The sequence below is a fragment of the Chitinophaga ginsengisoli genome (genome assembly GCF_003014595.1).
Taxonomy (GTDB): Bacteria; Bacteroidota; Bacteroidia; order Chitinophagales; family Chitinophagaceae; genus Chitinophaga; species Chitinophaga ginsengisoli.
Map to the genome: position 1 here is coordinate 98664 of NZ_PYGK01000019.1, position 17194 is coordinate 115857.

Sequence of the window (17194 nt, forward strand, 5' to 3'; positions counted from 1 at the left end):
GGTGATAACATATACTACGTCCTGACCAGGAACAAAGGTTGTCTGGCTCGGATCTTTTAACTGCTTCACAGTAACGATATCAGCAATAGCTGCAGGGGGGATACCCGGTGTTGTGCTGCTATTATCTGTCGGATCGTTATCCGGAGTAGTAGACGTTACATTGGCGGCGTTGCTCAAGTTAGCCGTGAAAGAAGCTGGTACGCTTACAGTCACTGTATATGTCACTACAGCGCCATTTGGTAAAGTGGCAATAGTTTCATTCAGGTTACCGGTACCGCTGGTATTAGGCAGGGTAACAGTTCCTGTTGTTACAGCTGCACTCCACGCACTGATAATTGTTCCCGCAGGTGCTACGTCGCTCACATTTACAGTCTTCGCGTCACTTGGACCGTTGTTGGTCACAGTGATGATATATACTACATCCTGACCCGGTGTAAAGCTGGTAGCTGTCGTTGTCTTCACTACAGATACATCTGCTTTTGGTGATGCTGCGATAGCAGACGAAGTGCTGCTGTTATCTGTCAGGTCATCATCAGGAGTGGTAGACGATACACTGGCGGTATTGCTTATTGTAGCGCTGGAAGAAGCTGGCATGTCTACAGTCACTGCGTAAGTCACTACAGCGCCATTTGGTAGGGTTCCAATCGTCTCATTCAGGTTACCGGTACCGCTGGTATTAGGCAGGGTTACTGTTCCTGTTGTTACGGTTGCTGCCCACGCGCTGATAGTTGTACCAGCCGGCGCGATATCACTCACATTTACATTTTTAGCATCACTTGGACCGTTGTTAGTCACAGTAATGGTATATACGACATCCTGTCCAGGCGTATAGTCAGTAGCTGTTGTTGTCTTCACTATGGCTACATCGGCTTTTGGCGCTGGGGTTGTAGAAGAAGAAGTGTTATTGTTATTACCCGGTGTTGGGTCTGTTGTACCACTTGTCACCACCGCTGTGTTGCTCAGGTTACCAGAGAAGGAAGCAGGTGTTTTCACTGTTACTTCATAGCTAACTACGGCGCCATCAGGGAAGGTGGCTATGGTCTCATTCAGGTTACCGGTACCGCTGGTATTAGGCAGGGTAACAGTTCCATTTGTTACAGCAGCAGTCCATGCACTGATAGTGGTACCAGCTGGTGCTACGTCGTTCACATTTACAGTCTTCGCATCACTCGGACCATTGTTGGTTACGGTGATAACATATACTACGTCCTGACCAGGAACAAAGGTTGTCTGGCTCGGATCTTTTAACTGCTTCACAGTAACGATATCAGCAATAGCTGCAGGGGGGATACCCGGTGTTGTGCTGCTATTATCTGTCGGATCGTTATCCGGAGTAGTAGACGTTACATTGGCGGCGTTGCTCAAGTTAGCCGTGAAAGAAGCTGGTACGCTTACAGTCACCGTATAGGTCACTACAGCACCATTTGGTAAAGTAGCAATGGTTTCGTTCAGGTTACCGGTACCGCTGGTACCAGGCAGGGTCACAGTTCCTGTTGTCACAGCTGCACTCCACGCACTGATCGTTGTTCCCGCAGGTGCTACGTCGCTCACATTTACAGTCTTCGCGTCACTTGGACCGTTGTTGGTCACAGTGATGGTATATACTACGTCCTGACCCGGTGTAAAGCTGGTAGCTGTGGTTGTCTTCACTACAGATACATCGGCTTTAGGTGATGGGTTGATACCTGTTGTAGTACTGGTATTATTACCAGGCGTATTGTCAGTTACCGGACTTGTCGCAGTAGCAGTATTGCTTAATGCACCGGTAAGGCTTGCCTGTGTTGCAATAGTAATTGTATATGTTACAGCTGCACCATTCGGCAGGGTGGCAATCATCTCGTCCAGATCACCAATACCACTGGTAGCAGGCAATGTTACAGTACCACTGGTCACAGCTGCTGTCCATGCACTGATAGTCGTACCTGTCGGTGCGGTATCCTGCACCCTTACATTCTGTGCATCACTTGGACCATTGTTAGATACAACAATAGTATAAGTCACCTCTTCACCAGGTGTATAAGCCGTTGCTGCAGTAGTTTTCACTACAGCTATATCAGCTTTAGGAGCTGGTGTCAATACACCTGAAGTACTGTTATTATTTCCGGGTACATCATCACGACTGCCGGTAGTTACTGTAGCTGTATTGCTCAGATTACCGGTGTGATCAGCAGGTACGCTGACAGTCACCACATATTTTACTACCGCTCCATTTGACATACTGGTGATGATCTGGTCAATATCGCCCATACCATTAGCCGTCAATGGAGATACTGTACCTGCAACTACGCTGGCAGACCAATCTTTAATAGTAGTACCCACAGGAGCCACATCCTTAATGTTCACGTCTTTCGCATCACCGGGACCATTATTGGTAACAGTGATGGTATAGATCACATCCTCTCCGGGTGCATAGGTGGTCTTTGCAGCATCCTGTACCACCTTCACAGTAGCGATGTCTGCTCCCTGTTCCAGCGTGATAGGTGTAGTGGTACTGCTGTTGTTACCAGGCGTTTCGTCCAGTACGGGACTGGATGCCGAAGCAGTATTACTCAGGGCACTGTTATAAGCAGCAGGTAATGTTACCTGTACTACATAAGTTACCACCTCTCCTGCCGGTATGCTGGCAATTGTCTCATTAATATTGCCAACACCACTGGTATGCGGCAAAGCAACGGGACCAGCAGCAGTAGCCGTCCAGGCAGTTATAGAAGTACCTGCCGGCGCCACATCAGTTACATTCACATTTGTAGCCGTGCTGGGACCATTATTGGTTACAGTGAACACATAGTTCACCGTTTCACCGGGGCTATAGGTTGTCTTTGCAGCATTCTGTATTGTCTTTACAACCACAATATCTGCACTCGCCACAACCGCTACGCCACTATTATATTTTATGTTATTACAGGTCTCGGTAGTACCACCATTCTTACATTCCAGGTGTGGATCTGTAGGCGGTACAGCTGCATCAGGATTCGTTGCATCAGGATCAGTCACGTCTTTTGGACGCATGATGCTGGTTTCTATGTTGATGTTGCCTCCCACCAGAGAAGGACCTGCTGTACCTGTCAGGTTGAAGGTAATGATGCAACCATTTGGCAGATCAAGCAAGGCGGTATAGTTACCCGAAGCATCCAGCGCTGCATTCTTCACGGTGCCGCAACTTGTACTTGCAGTAATAGCAGAAAGGTCCGCAATCGTAAACCCGGCAGGCACTTTAATAGTAAAGGGCGCACCGGTTACATCGCTTGGACCGTTATTAACAACAACCACTTTATAGGTAACAGGCTTACCCACAGCTACCTGGGTGGTAGGTGTGGCCGGGGCTACACTTTGAATAGCAAGATCTGCTTCCACGATGTTCAGCGTGGTATTCTGAGATACCATGTCACCAAGGATATAGGTCCAGGTATCCATAGTTCTCATATCTCCGAAGTTGGTACTCCATTTGTGCCCGTTTGTATTACTGGAAATACCGCTGCCACTGTTCCCATTGGACCTTGGGTTACTGGACCCGGTCGCATTGGCAAAAGACACATCATCCCAGTAAACGATATCACTCTTTACGCTATTATCGTCGTTTAGTTGTTCTATGATAAGGCCGTTAGGGTTATCTTCCACATCAATAAAGGGAAAATGTATCTCCGCTCCCTGCAGCTGTATATTGGCGGTAACAGAAGCTGTACCAAGTGCCGGCGCTACACCTGCTCCATCTTTGCCATCCCAGAAGATACTGTTATTGCCGGCAACGGCAGTTCCGGTCATCTTCCTGGTCACAAAAGAACCACTTCCCACCAAAGAGATACGGTAAGTACCACCTACGCTCGCAGTAAACTTAATATAAGCGCCCTTCTTACTTACCTGTCCGGAAGTACCTTCCACACCATCCACACTGATATTGGCTACTGAAGGTATAATCTTTGCACCTCTCAGCCAGGTTGTTTTACCTCCGGGCATGATAGAAGAAGCCGGCATGTCTGTAGCCGGTATATTATAGAACATCTTGTGTGTTATACTGGATGCTCCATCATCTGACCTGGGGTCCCATGTATTGAAATCCGTTCCCGGGTTAGTCCCGGCAACACTTTTATAAATAGGTTCACCGGCATCCGTAGCATTGGTTGTAAGCCCTTTGTTGTTTACGAAGGCCACAAAGCCGATACCACTTGATCCGTTATTATTTACTTTATAAACATAACCGTCTTTTGTCAACACATAAATAACGCCTCTGTAGTTACCAAAGCTGACATACATATTCAGCACATTCGTATATACCCTTCCTGGTATAATAGTTCCACCTGCACTTCTCACGGAAACATCCCAGGCAGCAATGGCGCTGCTCGCAGTATTTTGTGTCCATGCGGCATCTGCCGCCGCATTAGCGCCCGTACCTTCGGCAATGGTTCCCGGAGGATTGGTAGATACCAGTTCTATCTTCCACAATCCCGCCTGTCCTGCGCCAACTACCCGTGAAAAAGGGGTATAACCTACCCACGGTCCCTGTAGTTCCTGGGTACGGCTGGCTATCTGACCTGTTGTAGTGCTACCTACCGTGGAAGAATATACGGAACCATCAGGCGCCGTCAGGATAATCTGTCCGGATCCTATTCCCTGTGCGCTGCTGGCGGCTCCCAGGGTTTCACCCACTTTAAGATAAGCATAATGTACCCCTTTGTTGGTCAGGGTCCATCCGGTTTTGGTTGCCGTTGTGGAAACCAGGAACGCACGACCACCTGCTATGCCGCTGGGGTACAGGTCTTTCGAACCTTCTGCATAGCCCCGGTGGCCTGCCAGCAGGCCGGACATGAGGAATAAAAGGGAAAACGTTGCTTTGTAAAGTCTATTCATAAGTATTGAATAAGTAATAAATATCCCGGCGGAAAGAGCTTCCCGCACGGACATAATCGTCCCGGCACGACAAGTGTGGTTGTCATGCAAATATGTTCGTAAGAATAATGTGTTGTGATAGAAATAGCATGAAGTGCCCCATAGGGTACCTGGCGGTTTCCTTTACATGTTACAGTATCTTTTTTCTCATTAATTCACAGGGTCCATAATCACGGTTTCGGGTCTTTTTTCAGGATCTCTTAATCAACAACATAGTATCTTATAGTATCTCTTATAGTATCTTCAACAACTAAACAAAACACCTATACGAAGTAGTATGATTTTGCGCCACAAAAGTAGCTAACTATCTCTCGTTCATGCATAGTAGATATTTGACATACTTGTAGTACAATTACTACAAGCTGTCGATTAATATTACATAATAAAATATTATAACTTTGCTTTATATGCCTTGAAGGCCACGTAACCATATACCTATTATACGTTGATGAATGAACTATATCCTTATTGCCCATGAACCCTCCGTCGCCCGCGATGGACTTTCTCCGGTCATAACCATGTTACCCGCACCCGTTACGGTACTAATGGTAGAAACTGCAGATGATATCATGGCAGCTATGAAAAAACAGACTTTTAACCTGCTTATCCTGAGCAGGTATTTTCCGGGTATTGATACCCTGTCGATGATGGATGTGATCAGAAAACAGTCTCCTGCCACCAGGATATTGCTCTTTTCTTCCCATAGTGAGAAAGCTGTGATCATTGATTCCTTATACCAGGAAGCAGATGCCTGTCTCAGTAAAAATTCGACAGAAGCCGAAATACAACTGACCCTCTCTTCCCTCCTGAAGGAAGAGAAGGACATGCCCCTGTACGTCCCCTCATCTGCCAATCCTTTAGCGCAACTTTCTTCCCGGGAGATAGAGGTCATGAATCTCCTGATAAAGGGGCTTCCCTTACTGAAAATTGCGGCAACAATGGAATTGCAGCTGACTACAGTCAGCACTTACAAGACCCGTATTTTTAAAAAACTGGAAATCAACTCAATAGTAGAGCTACTGGAAAAGATCAATATCTACGGCGCGCGGAAAGCAGTATAACACCCTTAATAGCACAGCTGGCGGGCTTTTCAGGCTAATAAATTAAATTTTTATCATTTGAATATTATTTTTAACTTTATTAGCCAGCTTTCCTGCCAGCTGTGTATATATACTATTATTAATAGCCCCAAACCCCGGTTTTCCAATGGACAAGTCACTCCGTATTATCATCTACATCGTACTCGGCCTCACGGGTATCAACGCACTCATTACTTTCTTTGAGAAAAGCCAGTTAAAACAGATCCAGAAGAATATCGAAGCCTCTCAGAGAAATATTGACACCGCGCTTAATTACATCAATGCCTCCCGCGCAAGGCTGGATTCTTTGCAGGGAGACGTTGACAAGTTCAAGTATTACATCAAGAACATCCAGACCAACGTTTCCATTTTAAACACTAAAAAAGAGATAGAGGAAGCTAAGTCGAATGCCAAACTAAAAGAGACACTAGGAGAACTGAATGAAAAAGTGAAGAACTTTAAAGAAGACCTGAAGGCCACAGACAGTCTTCCCCCAATTGAAGTAAAACCCCTGTAAACTGACATTCACATATGAAACCATTAACATTACCCAAGCTGCTGCTTGCGATATCGTTCTGCCTTGCCGCCACTCAGGGGTATTCGCAGGACCGCCTCAAAACATTTAAAGATAGCTCCGGCATCAGCCTGTATAGCATTTACCGGGGCGATACCCTGCTCATTCAATGCGATACAGCATTTATATTGAACAGGCCCACCTTCCGCATCTACAAGAATTTCTACGATAAAGCCCGTCAGGGCAACACCTCTTTCAAAGGCATCATGGATAGCTATGAGAGTATGATACACCAGCAGGATACCATGCTGAAACAGAAAGAGTTCTATTACCAGCAACTGAAACAGCAGTTCGACTCACTGTCCGGCAACTCCCTCGCTTTCATGGATAAAACCAGTACAAGCCTGCAGGGCATCTCGGCATCCCTGGACAAAGCCACTACCAGCCTGGTAGAAACGCAGAAATTGCTGGCAGATTCCCGTAAAATGCTGGAGGAGGAACGCAGGAAACGTAATTCCAGGGCCCTGAAATTCGGTATCGGCGGTGCCGTGATAGGCGCGCTTGTCGCAGCCCTGATAGCAGCTCATTAGGCCGATAAGCCTTATAAAACGACATTTTTAGTTAACTTGCCTCATTCACCATATACCGGGAATGAAGGCTATTTCTACATATAACATTTCGAAACTATCAGGTATCTTTTCACAGGCAGATAGCCATGGTGACTTTCTTTTTATCGGAGAAGAAGATTACACGCCTTCTATCGAAGAACCTTTCAGAACAGATACATATGCCATTGCCTTTCTGAAACAGGGACAAATAGGTGTCACCGCCGGGTTGACTACGGGCGTCGTTACCGCTCCTTCCCTGCTGACGATCGGGCCTTATGTAATACGTAGTATCCACAAGGTGGAAAACGCTCCCCGTGTGGACCTGATCTTTTTCAAGGAGAGCTTCTTCCTGGAAAACCAGTCCAATATTTATTACCTCCTGAAGTATGGCTTCTTTGAAAATGAAGACTCACATGTACTCCCCCTTTCGGAAGAAAATGTGCAGCGGTTTTCTGCCATCTATGACCTCTTGCGTGCTACCATCCGCGAAGGGCATCCTCACACAAACGATATCATCAGAAGTTACCTGAACATCCTGCTCTGTGAGACCGATGCCGCTGCTGCCCGCTTAAAAGAGTCCCAACCCGGGCCCTCTGCCAGCACACACCCCTTACTGGTCAATTTTAAGCACCTGTTGTCGAAAGAGGTCTTACAGCAACACTCTGTCAGATTCTATGCATCCCACCTGAATGTAACGCCTAAATACCTCTCTGAGGTGATCAAGGAACAAACCGGCAGGACGGCAGGAGAATGGATAGATCAAACCCTCGTCCTCGAAGCCAAAGTATTGCTCCAGCGAAAAGACCTGACCATTTCGCAGATAAGCGATCTCCTCCATTTCTCTGACCAATCGGTATTCGGTAAGTTCTTTAAAGTAAATACCGGCATGTCTCCCCTCACCTACCGGAATGCTCTTACGTAACCAGTATAGCCCCTATCAGACCATAATAACGGAAAAAACAACCAATCTGTCCCTTCACCGGTAAAAACGACGAATAACTCCGTCTTTCTGCCCTTTCCCTGTGCCTTGTTCTGTATGACCTTTGTCATGATAATCGAAGATCATGAAAGAGCAGAAAAATCGTATTAAAGACTTACTCCTCGACACAGCGGAAGTGATGTTTGCGGAAAATGGTTATGAGGGAACAACTGTCAGAGATATCGCTGCCAAAGCAGGGATCAATCCTGCCCTTATATATTATCATTTTGAGTCCAAAGAACATTTGTACAAATCTATCTTTGAACTGAGGCTTCGCCTGCTGACGGATGCACTCAAAGCATTGCCGGTAAGTACAACAGCCAGCAGCTTTGAAAAACTGACTGGTTATATAGCCGTTTACATGGCTGGTATCAGGGACAATTTTTACTTCTACCGTATTCTGAACTGCGAATTGTTCTCTTTCCGGAACAACTCCTTCAAGGCTACCATCCTGGAGAATGCCAAAGCCTGCTCCGACATATTCAGGGACGTCATAAGAACTGGCGTTGCCGGGAACGAATTCCGCCATATTGATACAGACCTTTTTCTGATGACATTATTCCATCTGTTGCACCAGATCATCGGCGGGTCTCCCCTTGCCAGCGAACTGCTCAACCTGGAAGAGATAACGGAAGAACAGATCACCAGCCGTATCACCAACTTTATCTGTCATCAACTCTGTCTATCTGCACATCCATGTAACAACAGCCATAAAAAAAGCATCAATTACCATGAAAAGTATCATTAAACAGGCGCTTACGGCCCTGGCAGCGATCCTTTTGTCTTTGCCTTCGTCCGCGCAGGATTCTATTTATAGAATATCCCTGCAGGATGTATTACAGCTGGCGAAACAAAAAAACAAACAGATCAGCATTTCACAAACGGAAGAAGATGCCGTGAGTGCAGAACTCAGGGATGCACAACTCAGTAAACTTCCCCAGGTAAATATCAATGGTAGTTATCAGCGCTTCAGTAAAGTGACACTTTATGATGGTGGCCTGTCTGACGGACATAGTATCACCCGCCCGCCAACACCTAACAGCGCGGCCCTGGGAATGGATGCTGCTGTCACCCTCTTTGCAGGTGGCAGACAGAATGCAGCTATCAGGGAACAGGAGATCAGGAAAGATCTTGCATCCCTGAATACGCTCGACATGTCCGGTAATATATTCCTCCAGGCAATATCTGCCTACCTCAATATCATACGCCTGCAGGAACAGGATACCGTGATCATTGAACAGATAAGACGCGCGGAAACACGCTATAAAAATATAGAAGCACTGTTCCGCAATCAGCGAGTGACAAGAAGCGACCTGCTGAGGGCAAAACTCATCCTGGATAATCAGAAATTAGGCCGCGAGCAGAATGAAAATGATCTGGCGATAGCTATCTCCAGGTTGAATGTATTACTGGATCTTCCGCCGCATACACAAATTATTCCAACAGATTCTGTGAATGGCGAAAAACCGGCAACGGCCTCACTTACCACACTTGTCGATAATGCCCGGGAAACGTCCTATTCAGTACTAAGATCCCGGCAGCAATTGAAATTGCAGGAGAACCGGCTCAAAGCAATCAAAGGGGCCTATCTGCCTACTTTACAGGCATTCTCTGCCTATGGGGTGAACTATCCCAACAACCTGGTGTTTCCTCCGGTTGATCAGGCATATTCAGTTGGATTCATAGGTGTGAGGGCACAATACAATCTCTCTTCATTATATCATAACAGGAACAAGGAAAAAGCCGCGAAACTTCGCCTGACTGCATTACAGATCCAGGAATCGTCCATCAAAGATAATGTGGACCAGGAAGCCAGCGCCCTGTATATCAAGTACAACGAATCACTTAACAGGATCACTGTTGCCGAATCTTCCATAGAACAGGCGAGCGCCAACTATAAGATCGTCAGTGCCAAATACTTTAATCAGCTCGCATTACTGACCGACCTGCTGGATGCAGATAATCTTTACCTGGAATCAAAATATAATCTTATTAAATCGCAGACAGACGCACTGGCCTTTTATTACAGAATACTGTACACAAGCGGTAAACTCTGATCAACATCAATTTGTTCAATTCTTAAACCTTCCCGATATGTCACAAACACACAATAAAACGAGCGCCCGGATCAGCCAGATAATAATGACCAGTATAGCAGTTATCATTATCCTGATCGCTGTTATCTATTTCTACAAAATGTTCAACAGAACACGGCACTTTGAAGAAACCAACGATGCACAGGTAGAAGCATATATCAACCCGGTATCAGCAAGAGCCGCGGGTTATATTCAGCAGATATTGTTTGAAGAAAACCAATGGGTAAACAAGGGCGACACCCTCGTGATACTGGACGACCGTGAATACAGGAACAAAGTACAGGAGGCGGAGGCCGCATTACAGGATTCACACGCGCAGGAACTGGTGCTGGATGCCAGTATCTCGGCAGCAGAATCAGGCACTCATATCAACCAGGACCAGATCTCCTCTGCTCAGGCCAGACTATGGCAACAGCAGCAGGATATCAAAAGATATGAGAACCTGGTGAAGGAAGAAGCTGCTACCGGACAGGAGTACGAGCAGGTAAAGGCACGCTATGATGTAGCGAAGAGCGAACTGAATGCCGCCAATAATACACTCAAAACCAGCTATTCAAAAATTGAAGAACTGAGAAGCAGGAAAAGCCTGTTGACGGCAGACCTGAAAAGAAAACAAACACAACTGGACTTTGCACGCATCAACCTTGGGTATACAGTAATCATTGCCCCATACAGCGGACGCCTGGGCAGAAAGGTGATCCAGGAAGGACAACAGATACAGGCAGGACAACCACTGGTCTCTATCGTGAATGAAAAGAGTAAATGGATAACCGCCAACTTTAAGGAGACACAGATGTCGGCCATGCAGGAAGGCAAGCCTGTGGATATAACGATTGATGCCATTCCGGGTAGGGTGTTCAAGGGCAGAATAACATCTATTTCCCCCAGTACAGGTGCTAAATTTTCGCTGTTACCTCCGGATAATTCAACGGGTAACTTCGTAAAGATCGCTCAACGCATCCCTGTAAAAATAGCATTTGTTGACACTACTCTTGCTGCTGTCAAAGTTGGTATGAATGCAGTCATCATCGTAAAAAAATAGCATCATGAACGCACCGGACTTTTTCAAACCGTGGGTACAAAAAAGAAAAGGGCTTATCTGGATAGGCCTCTTTCTTATTCTCCTCTCCGGTATTGTCCAATTCGGGCTCTATGCACTTAACCAGAATTATGTGGTAAGCCACTTTGGCGCACAGCCGGAAGACGTCAGCCTATCCCTGCAGCTGACCTATGTAGGCATTCTGGCCATCCTGCCCATCCAGTTCAGGTTTCTGCGGTACTTTGAAAGAAGATCCTATATGCTCTTCATTATTATTGCCGGCATTCTGCTCAGCATCGCCTGTCTGTACACAACAGATATATTTGTCTTTATGGGCCTCCGGCTGATGATAGGTGTGGTAGTAGCCTGTATTGCAGCGTCCGTATTGACACTGTATTTTTCCAGCCTGCCTCCTGCCAAAGCTACTGCGATAGGTTCGACGATATTTTATACTACCATTCTGGCAAATACGGTCATAATAGGCATATTGAGCGCCTGGGTTACTGATAATTATGACTGGCCCTATATCTACAAATACCTGATAGCCTTCCAGGTTTTTACGCTGCTCATTGTATTGCTGTTACTGAATCCCGGAAGCGGTATGAAAAGATATCCCTTGTACCAGATAGACTGGTTCGGGTTTGTGGCAATGCTATCTATCGGTATCAGCCTGGCATATCTCTTTATCTACGGACCTAAATACTACTGGTTTACAGACACGCGTATAATATTGTCCGCCTTCGTTGCAACGATCAGTATCGGCATACTGTATTACCGCCAGACAACGTTAAAGCGACCATATCTTGATCCATCAGTACTTACATCAAAACGGTTCATTACCGGGATTCTGATACTGGTAGTTTACTTTGGAGCAAAAGACAGCATTAACCTGATTTACGGATATTGTGCAACGGTGCTGAGATGGGATACCTATAGTATCATGTGGCTGGCAGCGTTTAACTTTTCAGCTATACTCATCTCTACCATCATAGCATTATTAATGCTTAGCAGGAAAATTCCGTTCCGTGTGCTATTTATACTGGGATTAACGTCCCTGGCTATTTATCATAGCTGGATGTATCTCACCTTTACGCCGGACATAGCATTCTCCGATCTCGCCTGGCCTGTCTTCTTTCAGGGCGCGGCATCAGGTTTTCTTTTTGTACCTGTTATTGTTTACGCGGTTTCTGGCTTGCCGGCGTCCACAGGTTTTACCGGCATCAGCCTTGCTGCCATCTCAAGGTTTATCACCGGTCTTAATAGCGCCGCCGGATTTTACACCCTGCAATTGTACTTTAACCAGTTGAACAGGGAAAAATTCCTGCGTCACATCACCAATGTGGATGAGAACTTCTCACAAAGGTTTAATCAATTTGTACAATTGTTCCGCTCCAAAGGATTCAGTGTTGATCAGGCAAATGCACTGGCCAATACCAATATTAACAGAGCGCTTACAGTACAGTCCCAGTTGATGACCAATATGTATGTATTCAAACTGATGTTCATTGTTTCGGTAACCGTACTGCTACTGGTGATCACAGGGCCATTTATTAACAAAGCTTTCCGTGCGCTGGTGAATGTTAAAAAAGTACCTGCCCTGGAGTGAGTATCCGCGTATCATAGGAATTATTTCTTAATCCAGAATAAGATTTTAAGTTGTAATAACATCGACCTTTAATCCTTCAAATTGTTTAACACGATGAATACTAATTCCATTAATTTCTCCCAGATATTTCTGAGGCTTGCGTTAGCCGCATCACTTTTATCTGCTGTGGCGGACAGGCTGGGTATATGGGGACCTCCGGGAGCAACGAATGTATCCTGGGGCGACTGGGAACATTTCCTGGCCTATTCCAATACACTGAACTTTTATGTTTCTCCCCAGATGGGTAACGTCCTTGCTATCCTGGCTACTGTGCTGGAGGTTGTCTTTGGAGTAATGTTCCTGATAGGTTATAAGACCAGAATAGCGGCATGGGGTACCTTCCTGCTGATGGTGATCTTTGCATTAAGCATGACGGTTGCCATGGGCGTTAAACCGCCATTATCCTATTCTGTGTGGACAACCGCGGGAGCAGCCGCACTGCTGGGATCCATTAATAAATATAAATGGAGCATCGATAACCTGAAATAACTGACCGTTGTTTCTCTTGTTTAGTTATAAAGCCTGCCTCATGCGAAAGTATAAGGGCAGGTTTTTTTGTATAATTTTCCCTGAAACTAAAAATAGCACTGCTTTTCCAAACAATATTCCTATATTTACGTAACCAGTTACATAATTAATTACACAAATTGTCAACTATGAGCTTTTTTGATACAGTGGGCAAGTTCGCCGTAGGGAGCCGGTTACGTTTATTAACGGAAAAAATAACAGAAGATGCCACTCAGATCTACAATATGTATGGCATCGATATGAACCCTAAATGGTTCCCTGTATTCTATGTACTGTCACGGGGCGAAGCCATGACCATTACTGCCATTGCCAAAGAGATCGGGCACTCCCACCCTTCCGTGAGTAAGATCATTAGCGAAATGGTGGATAAAGGCCTGGTGAAGGAGAAAAAAGATAAAACAGATGGCCGCAGGAATATGGTCAGCCTGTCTGCCAAAGGCAAAGAGATCACCGGTAAAATAGAAGAGCAATACACGGATGTAAGAAACGCCATAGAAGCCATTTCTGCCAATACCAGGCACGACCTCTGGAATGCTATAGCCGAATGGGAATTCCTGCTGGAACAGAAGAGCCTTCTGCGCTGGGTACAGGAACAGAAAAAGGAAAGGGAAAGCCGGAAAGTGAAGATCGTTGCATATCAACCTGCTTATCAGCAGGCATTCAAAGACCTGAACGTAGAATGGATCTCTGCCTATTTCAAGATGGAGGAGGCTGACTATAAAGCGCTGGACCATCCGCAGGAATATATATTGGACAACGGTGGCCATATCCTTGTTGCGCTGTATAATGATATGCCAATGGGTGTATGCGCCCTTATTAAAATGAAAGATCCTGAATACGACTACGAACTGGCTAAAATGGCGGTATCTCCGGCAGCCCAGGGAAAAAGCATCGGCTGGCTGTTAGGCAATGCCATTCTTGAAAAAGCGAGATCACTGGGTGCGAAGAAAGTTTATCTCGAAAGCAATACTGTGCTGAAGCCTGCTATAAACCTGTATCATAAATTAGGGTTTGAAAAAGTGGTAGGACGGCCTACCCCTTATGAACGCTGTAATATACAGATGGAACGGGTGCTGTGAATACGGCACGGCCATACTGCAATATCAATGCTCGGGTAGGAGCGCCGTGTTTGTTGCCCCGGGGTTAACCCGGGGTGGCATCGCGGAATCACTACAAACTATAATTTGTAGTTTCCCGCGTATCTTGTATTTTTCCTGCATGCAACGTAACAGAATCCTACTCTATGGAGCCAATGGTTATACCGGGGAACTGATAGCCCGGTATGCTGGTCAATATGGCTTAACACCTATCCTTGCCGGCAGAAAGAAGACTGCTATCGAAGCCCTTGCCAAAGAGCTCAACCTGGATTTCCGCATTATCGAACTGGATGACAGTGCCGGCTTAAAAGCCGCCCTGGAAGATATATCACTGGTGATACAGGCTGCAGGCCCTTATCATATCACGGCTCAGCCTATGATAGATGCCTGCTTAGCAACTAATACGCATTACATTGATCTGAACGGTGACCTCGATGTATTTGAGTTGCTACAGGGCTATGATCAGCAGGCTAAAGCGAAAGATATCATGATATTGCCCGGCGCTGGTTTTGACGTAGTTCCAACAGACTGCCTGGCACTATCGTTAAAACAGCAGCTGCCGGATGCAGGCCATCTAACAATCGCTTTCGCTGTTATCGGCAGTGCCTTATCACGGGGTACATCTATCAGCACTTTACATAAACTGGGCACTCCCGGCGCCACCCGTAAAAATGGACAGATTTCTTATGAACCTATGGGAAAGAGAGGCATGTCTGTCAAATTTCCCGGCCATCAACAGCCTGTATTCGTGATGAGTATTCCCTGGGGAGATATCAGCACAGCCTATTTCTCCACCCATATTCCCAACATCACAACCTACACTGCCATTAATAAAGCAGCCTGGTATTTCCTGAAAGCCCAGCCTTTATTCAACTGGCTGTTAAAAACTTCCTTTCTGCGAGGCATGCTGATGGGTCTTTTTAAACTACAATCTGCCGGCCCAAATCAGGCGATACGCGATAAAGCAGTGAGTCATATCTGGGGTAAGGTTACAAACGCAAAAGGAGCGTCCGTAGAGGCCAATATGGAGACACCAGAGGCATATTCACTGACAGCCTATACAATACTTGTTATCTCAAAGAAAATTATAAACGGTGAATATAAACCGGGGTATCAAACACCCGCCAGTGCTTATGGGCCAGATCTGATTATGGAAATTCCCGGTGTAAAGCGGGAGATAAGCCGTAAATAAAAAGTAGCTGTCATCCATGGTTTCCCCTGCCTTAGGGTTGGATGACATGTATAACAGGAAAAGGCCCGGAAAGGTAATATCTTTCCGGGCCGGCAACTTTTCACAATATCATTTCCATCAGGGCTGAGAAAGCACAAAGCTGCTGCATGTTCCGTTAGACTCCAGGTTTAAAAGCTGTACTGGCTGCCCTCCAATCAGTACATAGCAGGTGGTGAACCCACCCGCACAGTATCCCCTGTACACACATGGGGAGCCCTGGCTGGGCACCTGCTGCAGATTCGTATACCCACTTCCTGGCGACCTGCCGGCATTGGTGGCAAAAGCACCTGCAATGGCAAGCGCAAATACTGCTACTGATAATCCGATTTTTTTAAAATTCATACAGTAAAACGTTGAATTCAGATACATGCCTACTATTTTCTACAGGTGTTCGGCTCCGCCTGTTCTATTGCAATAGAATTGCAATAGAAATAATGTTATTGTCTTGCGATAGTGTATGCATTCAATGTGTGGTCGCACAAAGCCAGCAGCTGATCTCCTTTTACAATAAAGTCAGTAATACGTTCCTTCCCTTGAAGCGGAATGTGTAGTGTATAAATGTACGTGCCATTGTCCAGTGAATACACATCGATGATCTCCGTATCACGCCTGGCCTGCCAGTGCTCATTGTCAGCCACCAGGGTAGAAAGTATATAGATCCTGTTGTCGGCCACCCTCGCCAGGCTGTTTACATAAGCAGGTGGCGCAGAGAACTTACTGCCGCCGGTAGATAGCCTGGCTACCTGTATTTTAGCCATCGTATTGGTATCCAGGGTATGACCGGTATAGAGTGCGTGCAGGTTGGTATCCAACGCGACAAACTCGTTCCGGTAGTGATATACATACACCAGTTTCCCCGTCTGTTTATCATAATCCAGTGTGCCATCTGTACAGAAGATGCCATCTACCTGCTTTTTGATGATATCCTTTCCCAGGGTTACATAAGGTGAATCTGTTTTTATCTTTGTCAGTATGTTCCGGCTGTTCCCTGAAGAATCCCGATGAATGCTACGCGATATAAAAGAAGTAGCAGAGACATTTTGCAGCATATTAAAGAAGCAGCTTTGCTGCAGGAACCGGCTCATATGCAGATCATCCAGTCTTCCCCTGTAGAGCGTAGGTGTGCTTCCCTCTGCCATATATACCACAGGAGAATCTACTATTATCCTTGCCAGCTTCCAGGCATAACGTTCACCTGGCGTGAGCTTCAACGTTAATTGCTGTGTGTCCTTTAAATGCTGATCTACTGCAAGTAAATGCTGGGAAGCAGAATAGTTGCCCAGGTAAATATGTGCATCAGTATGACCCGCAATATAGTAGGCGGGGTACTTTAATTCAAGCGAACTTTTGAGTGTTGCCGCTGGCAACACCTTACGGCTAAAGCCGTTCTTCCTGTCATTTGGTTTATCTGCAAACGCGTACAGGATCAGTACAAGCACAATACAGACCATCACACAAAGTGCGGCAAATCGAAAGGGTTGTTGCATCATTGTT

The 17194-nt window shown here is 46.0% G+C and carries 14 protein-coding genes; 11 read left to right on the forward strand and 3 right to left on the reverse strand.

All coding sequences use genetic code 11. From position 1 onward, the window contains the following. The coding region (locus tag CLV42_RS34065) for a beta strand repeat-containing protein (RefSeq protein ID WP_170117709.1) at nt 1-4845 on the reverse strand (4845 nt) is incomplete at its 3' end. Between the two features lie 491 nt (nt 4846-5336). Here CLV42_RS34065 and CLV42_RS30005 point away from each other — a divergent pair. From CLV42_RS30005 to CLV42_RS30055, 11 genes are all read left to right on the forward strand, one after another. Then, the gene (locus CLV42_RS30005; protein WP_106605636.1) at nt 5337-5945 is read left to right on the forward strand and encodes a response regulator transcription factor; all 609 of its coding nucleotides are present in this window, start codon (nt 5337-5339) and stop codon (nt 5943-5945) included. Between the two features lie 145 nt (nt 5946-6090). After that, nucleotides 6091-6480 (forward strand): hypothetical protein, encoded by a 390-nt coding sequence (locus CLV42_RS30010; RefSeq protein WP_106605637.1) that lies wholly within the window; start codon nt 6091-6093, stop codon nt 6478-6480. A 14-nt stretch (nt 6481-6494) separates the two neighbouring features. Beyond that, a complete protein-coding gene (locus CLV42_RS30015; RefSeq protein WP_106605638.1) occupies nt 6495-7067 on the forward strand; it encodes a hypothetical protein in 573 nt (190 codons plus the stop codon). Nucleotides 7068-7128: 61 nt separating this feature from the next. Beyond that, nucleotides 7129-8007, forward strand: coding sequence for a helix-turn-helix domain-containing protein (locus tag CLV42_RS30020; protein WP_106605639.1), 879 nt, complete (start codon nt 7129-7131; stop codon nt 8005-8007). A gap of 142 nt (nt 8008-8149) precedes the next feature. After that, complete coding sequence (locus CLV42_RS30025) at nt 8150-8812, forward strand: TetR/AcrR family transcriptional regulator (RefSeq protein WP_106605640.1); 663 nt, start codon at nt 8150-8152, stop codon at nt 8810-8812. Beyond that, complete coding sequence (locus CLV42_RS30030; protein WP_106605641.1) at nt 8796-10121, forward strand: TolC family protein; 1326 nt, start codon at nt 8796-8798, stop codon at nt 10119-10121. Before CLV42_RS30025 ends, CLV42_RS30030 begins: the two co-directional genes overlap by 17 nt. A gap of 37 nt (nt 10122-10158) precedes the next feature. Continuing rightward, the gene (locus CLV42_RS30035; RefSeq protein WP_106605642.1) at nt 10159-11202 is read left to right on the forward strand and encodes an HlyD family secretion protein; all 1044 of its coding nucleotides are present in this window, start codon (nt 10159-10161) and stop codon (nt 11200-11202) included. A gap of 4 nt (nt 11203-11206) precedes the next feature. After that, the gene (locus tag CLV42_RS30040; RefSeq protein ID WP_106605643.1) at nt 11207-12805 is read left to right on the forward strand and encodes an efflux MFS transporter permease; all 1599 of its coding nucleotides are present in this window, start codon (nt 11207-11209) and stop codon (nt 12803-12805) included. A gap of 93 nt (nt 12806-12898) precedes the next feature. Next, nucleotides 12899-13333 carry a DoxX family protein gene (locus CLV42_RS30045; RefSeq protein ID WP_106605644.1) on the forward strand — a complete coding sequence of 145 codons (435 nt, stop codon included), beginning with the start codon at nt 12899-12901 and terminating at the stop codon, nt 13331-13333. 167 nt (nt 13334-13500) lie between these two features. Beyond that, on the forward strand, nt 13501-14451 hold the full coding sequence (locus tag CLV42_RS30050; protein ID WP_106605645.1) for a bifunctional helix-turn-helix transcriptional regulator/GNAT family N-acetyltransferase: 951 nt from the start codon (nt 13501-13503) through the stop codon (nt 14449-14451). 139 nt (nt 14452-14590) lie between these two features. Beyond that, nucleotides 14591-15661, forward strand: coding sequence for a saccharopine dehydrogenase family protein (locus CLV42_RS30055; RefSeq protein ID WP_170117710.1), 1071 nt, complete (start codon nt 14591-14593; stop codon nt 15659-15661). A 117-nt stretch (nt 15662-15778) separates the two neighbouring features. Here CLV42_RS30055 and CLV42_RS30060 read toward each other — a convergent pair whose 3' ends face one another. Continuing rightward, nucleotides 15779-16042 carry a DUF6520 family protein gene (locus CLV42_RS30060; protein ID WP_146154526.1) on the reverse strand — a complete coding sequence of 88 codons (264 nt, stop codon included), beginning with the start codon at nt 16040-16042 and terminating at the stop codon, nt 15779-15781. Nucleotides 16043-16137: 95 nt separating this feature from the next. After that, complete coding sequence (locus CLV42_RS30070; RefSeq protein WP_146154527.1) at nt 16138-17190, reverse strand: hypothetical protein; 1053 nt, start codon at nt 17188-17190, stop codon at nt 16138-16140. Nucleotides 17191-17194 lie beyond the last annotated feature (4 nt).

What these genes read in the sequence shown, in the direction of transcription:
- CLV42_RS30030 (WP_106605641.1), top strand. Translation starts at nt 8,796, where the DNA reads ATGAAAAGTATCATTAAACAGGCGCTTACGGCCCTGGCAGCGATCCTT.
- CLV42_RS30005 (WP_106605636.1), top strand. Translation starts at nt 5,337, where the DNA reads ATGAACTATATCCTTATTGCCCATGAACCCTCCGTCGCCCGCGATGGA.
- CLV42_RS30020 (WP_106605639.1), top strand. Translation starts at nt 7,129, where the DNA reads ATGAAGGCTATTTCTACATATAACATTTCGAAACTATCAGGTATCTTT.
- CLV42_RS30035 (WP_106605642.1), top strand. Translation starts at nt 10,159, where the DNA reads ATGTCACAAACACACAATAAAACGAGCGCCCGGATCAGCCAGATAATA.
- CLV42_RS30015 (WP_106605638.1), top strand. Translation starts at nt 6,495, where the DNA reads ATGAAACCATTAACATTACCCAAGCTGCTGCTTGCGATATCGTTCTGC.
- CLV42_RS30055 (WP_170117710.1), top strand. Translation starts at nt 14,591, where the DNA reads ATGCAACGTAACAGAATCCTACTCTATGGAGCCAATGGTTATACCGGG.
- CLV42_RS30010 (WP_106605637.1), top strand. Translation starts at nt 6,091, where the DNA reads ATGGACAAGTCACTCCGTATTATCATCTACATCGTACTCGGCCTCACG.
- CLV42_RS30040 (WP_106605643.1), top strand. Translation starts at nt 11,207, where the DNA reads ATGAACGCACCGGACTTTTTCAAACCGTGGGTACAAAAAAGAAAAGGG.
- CLV42_RS30045 (WP_106605644.1), top strand. Translation starts at nt 12,899, where the DNA reads ATGAATACTAATTCCATTAATTTCTCCCAGATATTTCTGAGGCTTGCG.
- CLV42_RS30050 (WP_106605645.1), top strand. Translation starts at nt 13,501, where the DNA reads ATGAGCTTTTTTGATACAGTGGGCAAGTTCGCCGTAGGGAGCCGGTTA.
- CLV42_RS30060 (WP_146154526.1), bottom strand. Translation starts at nt 16,042, where the DNA reads ATGAATTTTAAAAAAATCGGATTATCAGTAGCAGTATTTGCGCTTGCC.
- CLV42_RS30070 (WP_146154527.1), bottom strand. Translation starts at nt 17,190, where the DNA reads ATGATGCAACAACCCTTTCGATTTGCCGCACTTTGTGTGATGGTCTGT.
- CLV42_RS30025 (WP_106605640.1), top strand. Translation starts at nt 8,150, where the DNA reads ATGAAAGAGCAGAAAAATCGTATTAAAGACTTACTCCTCGACACAGCG.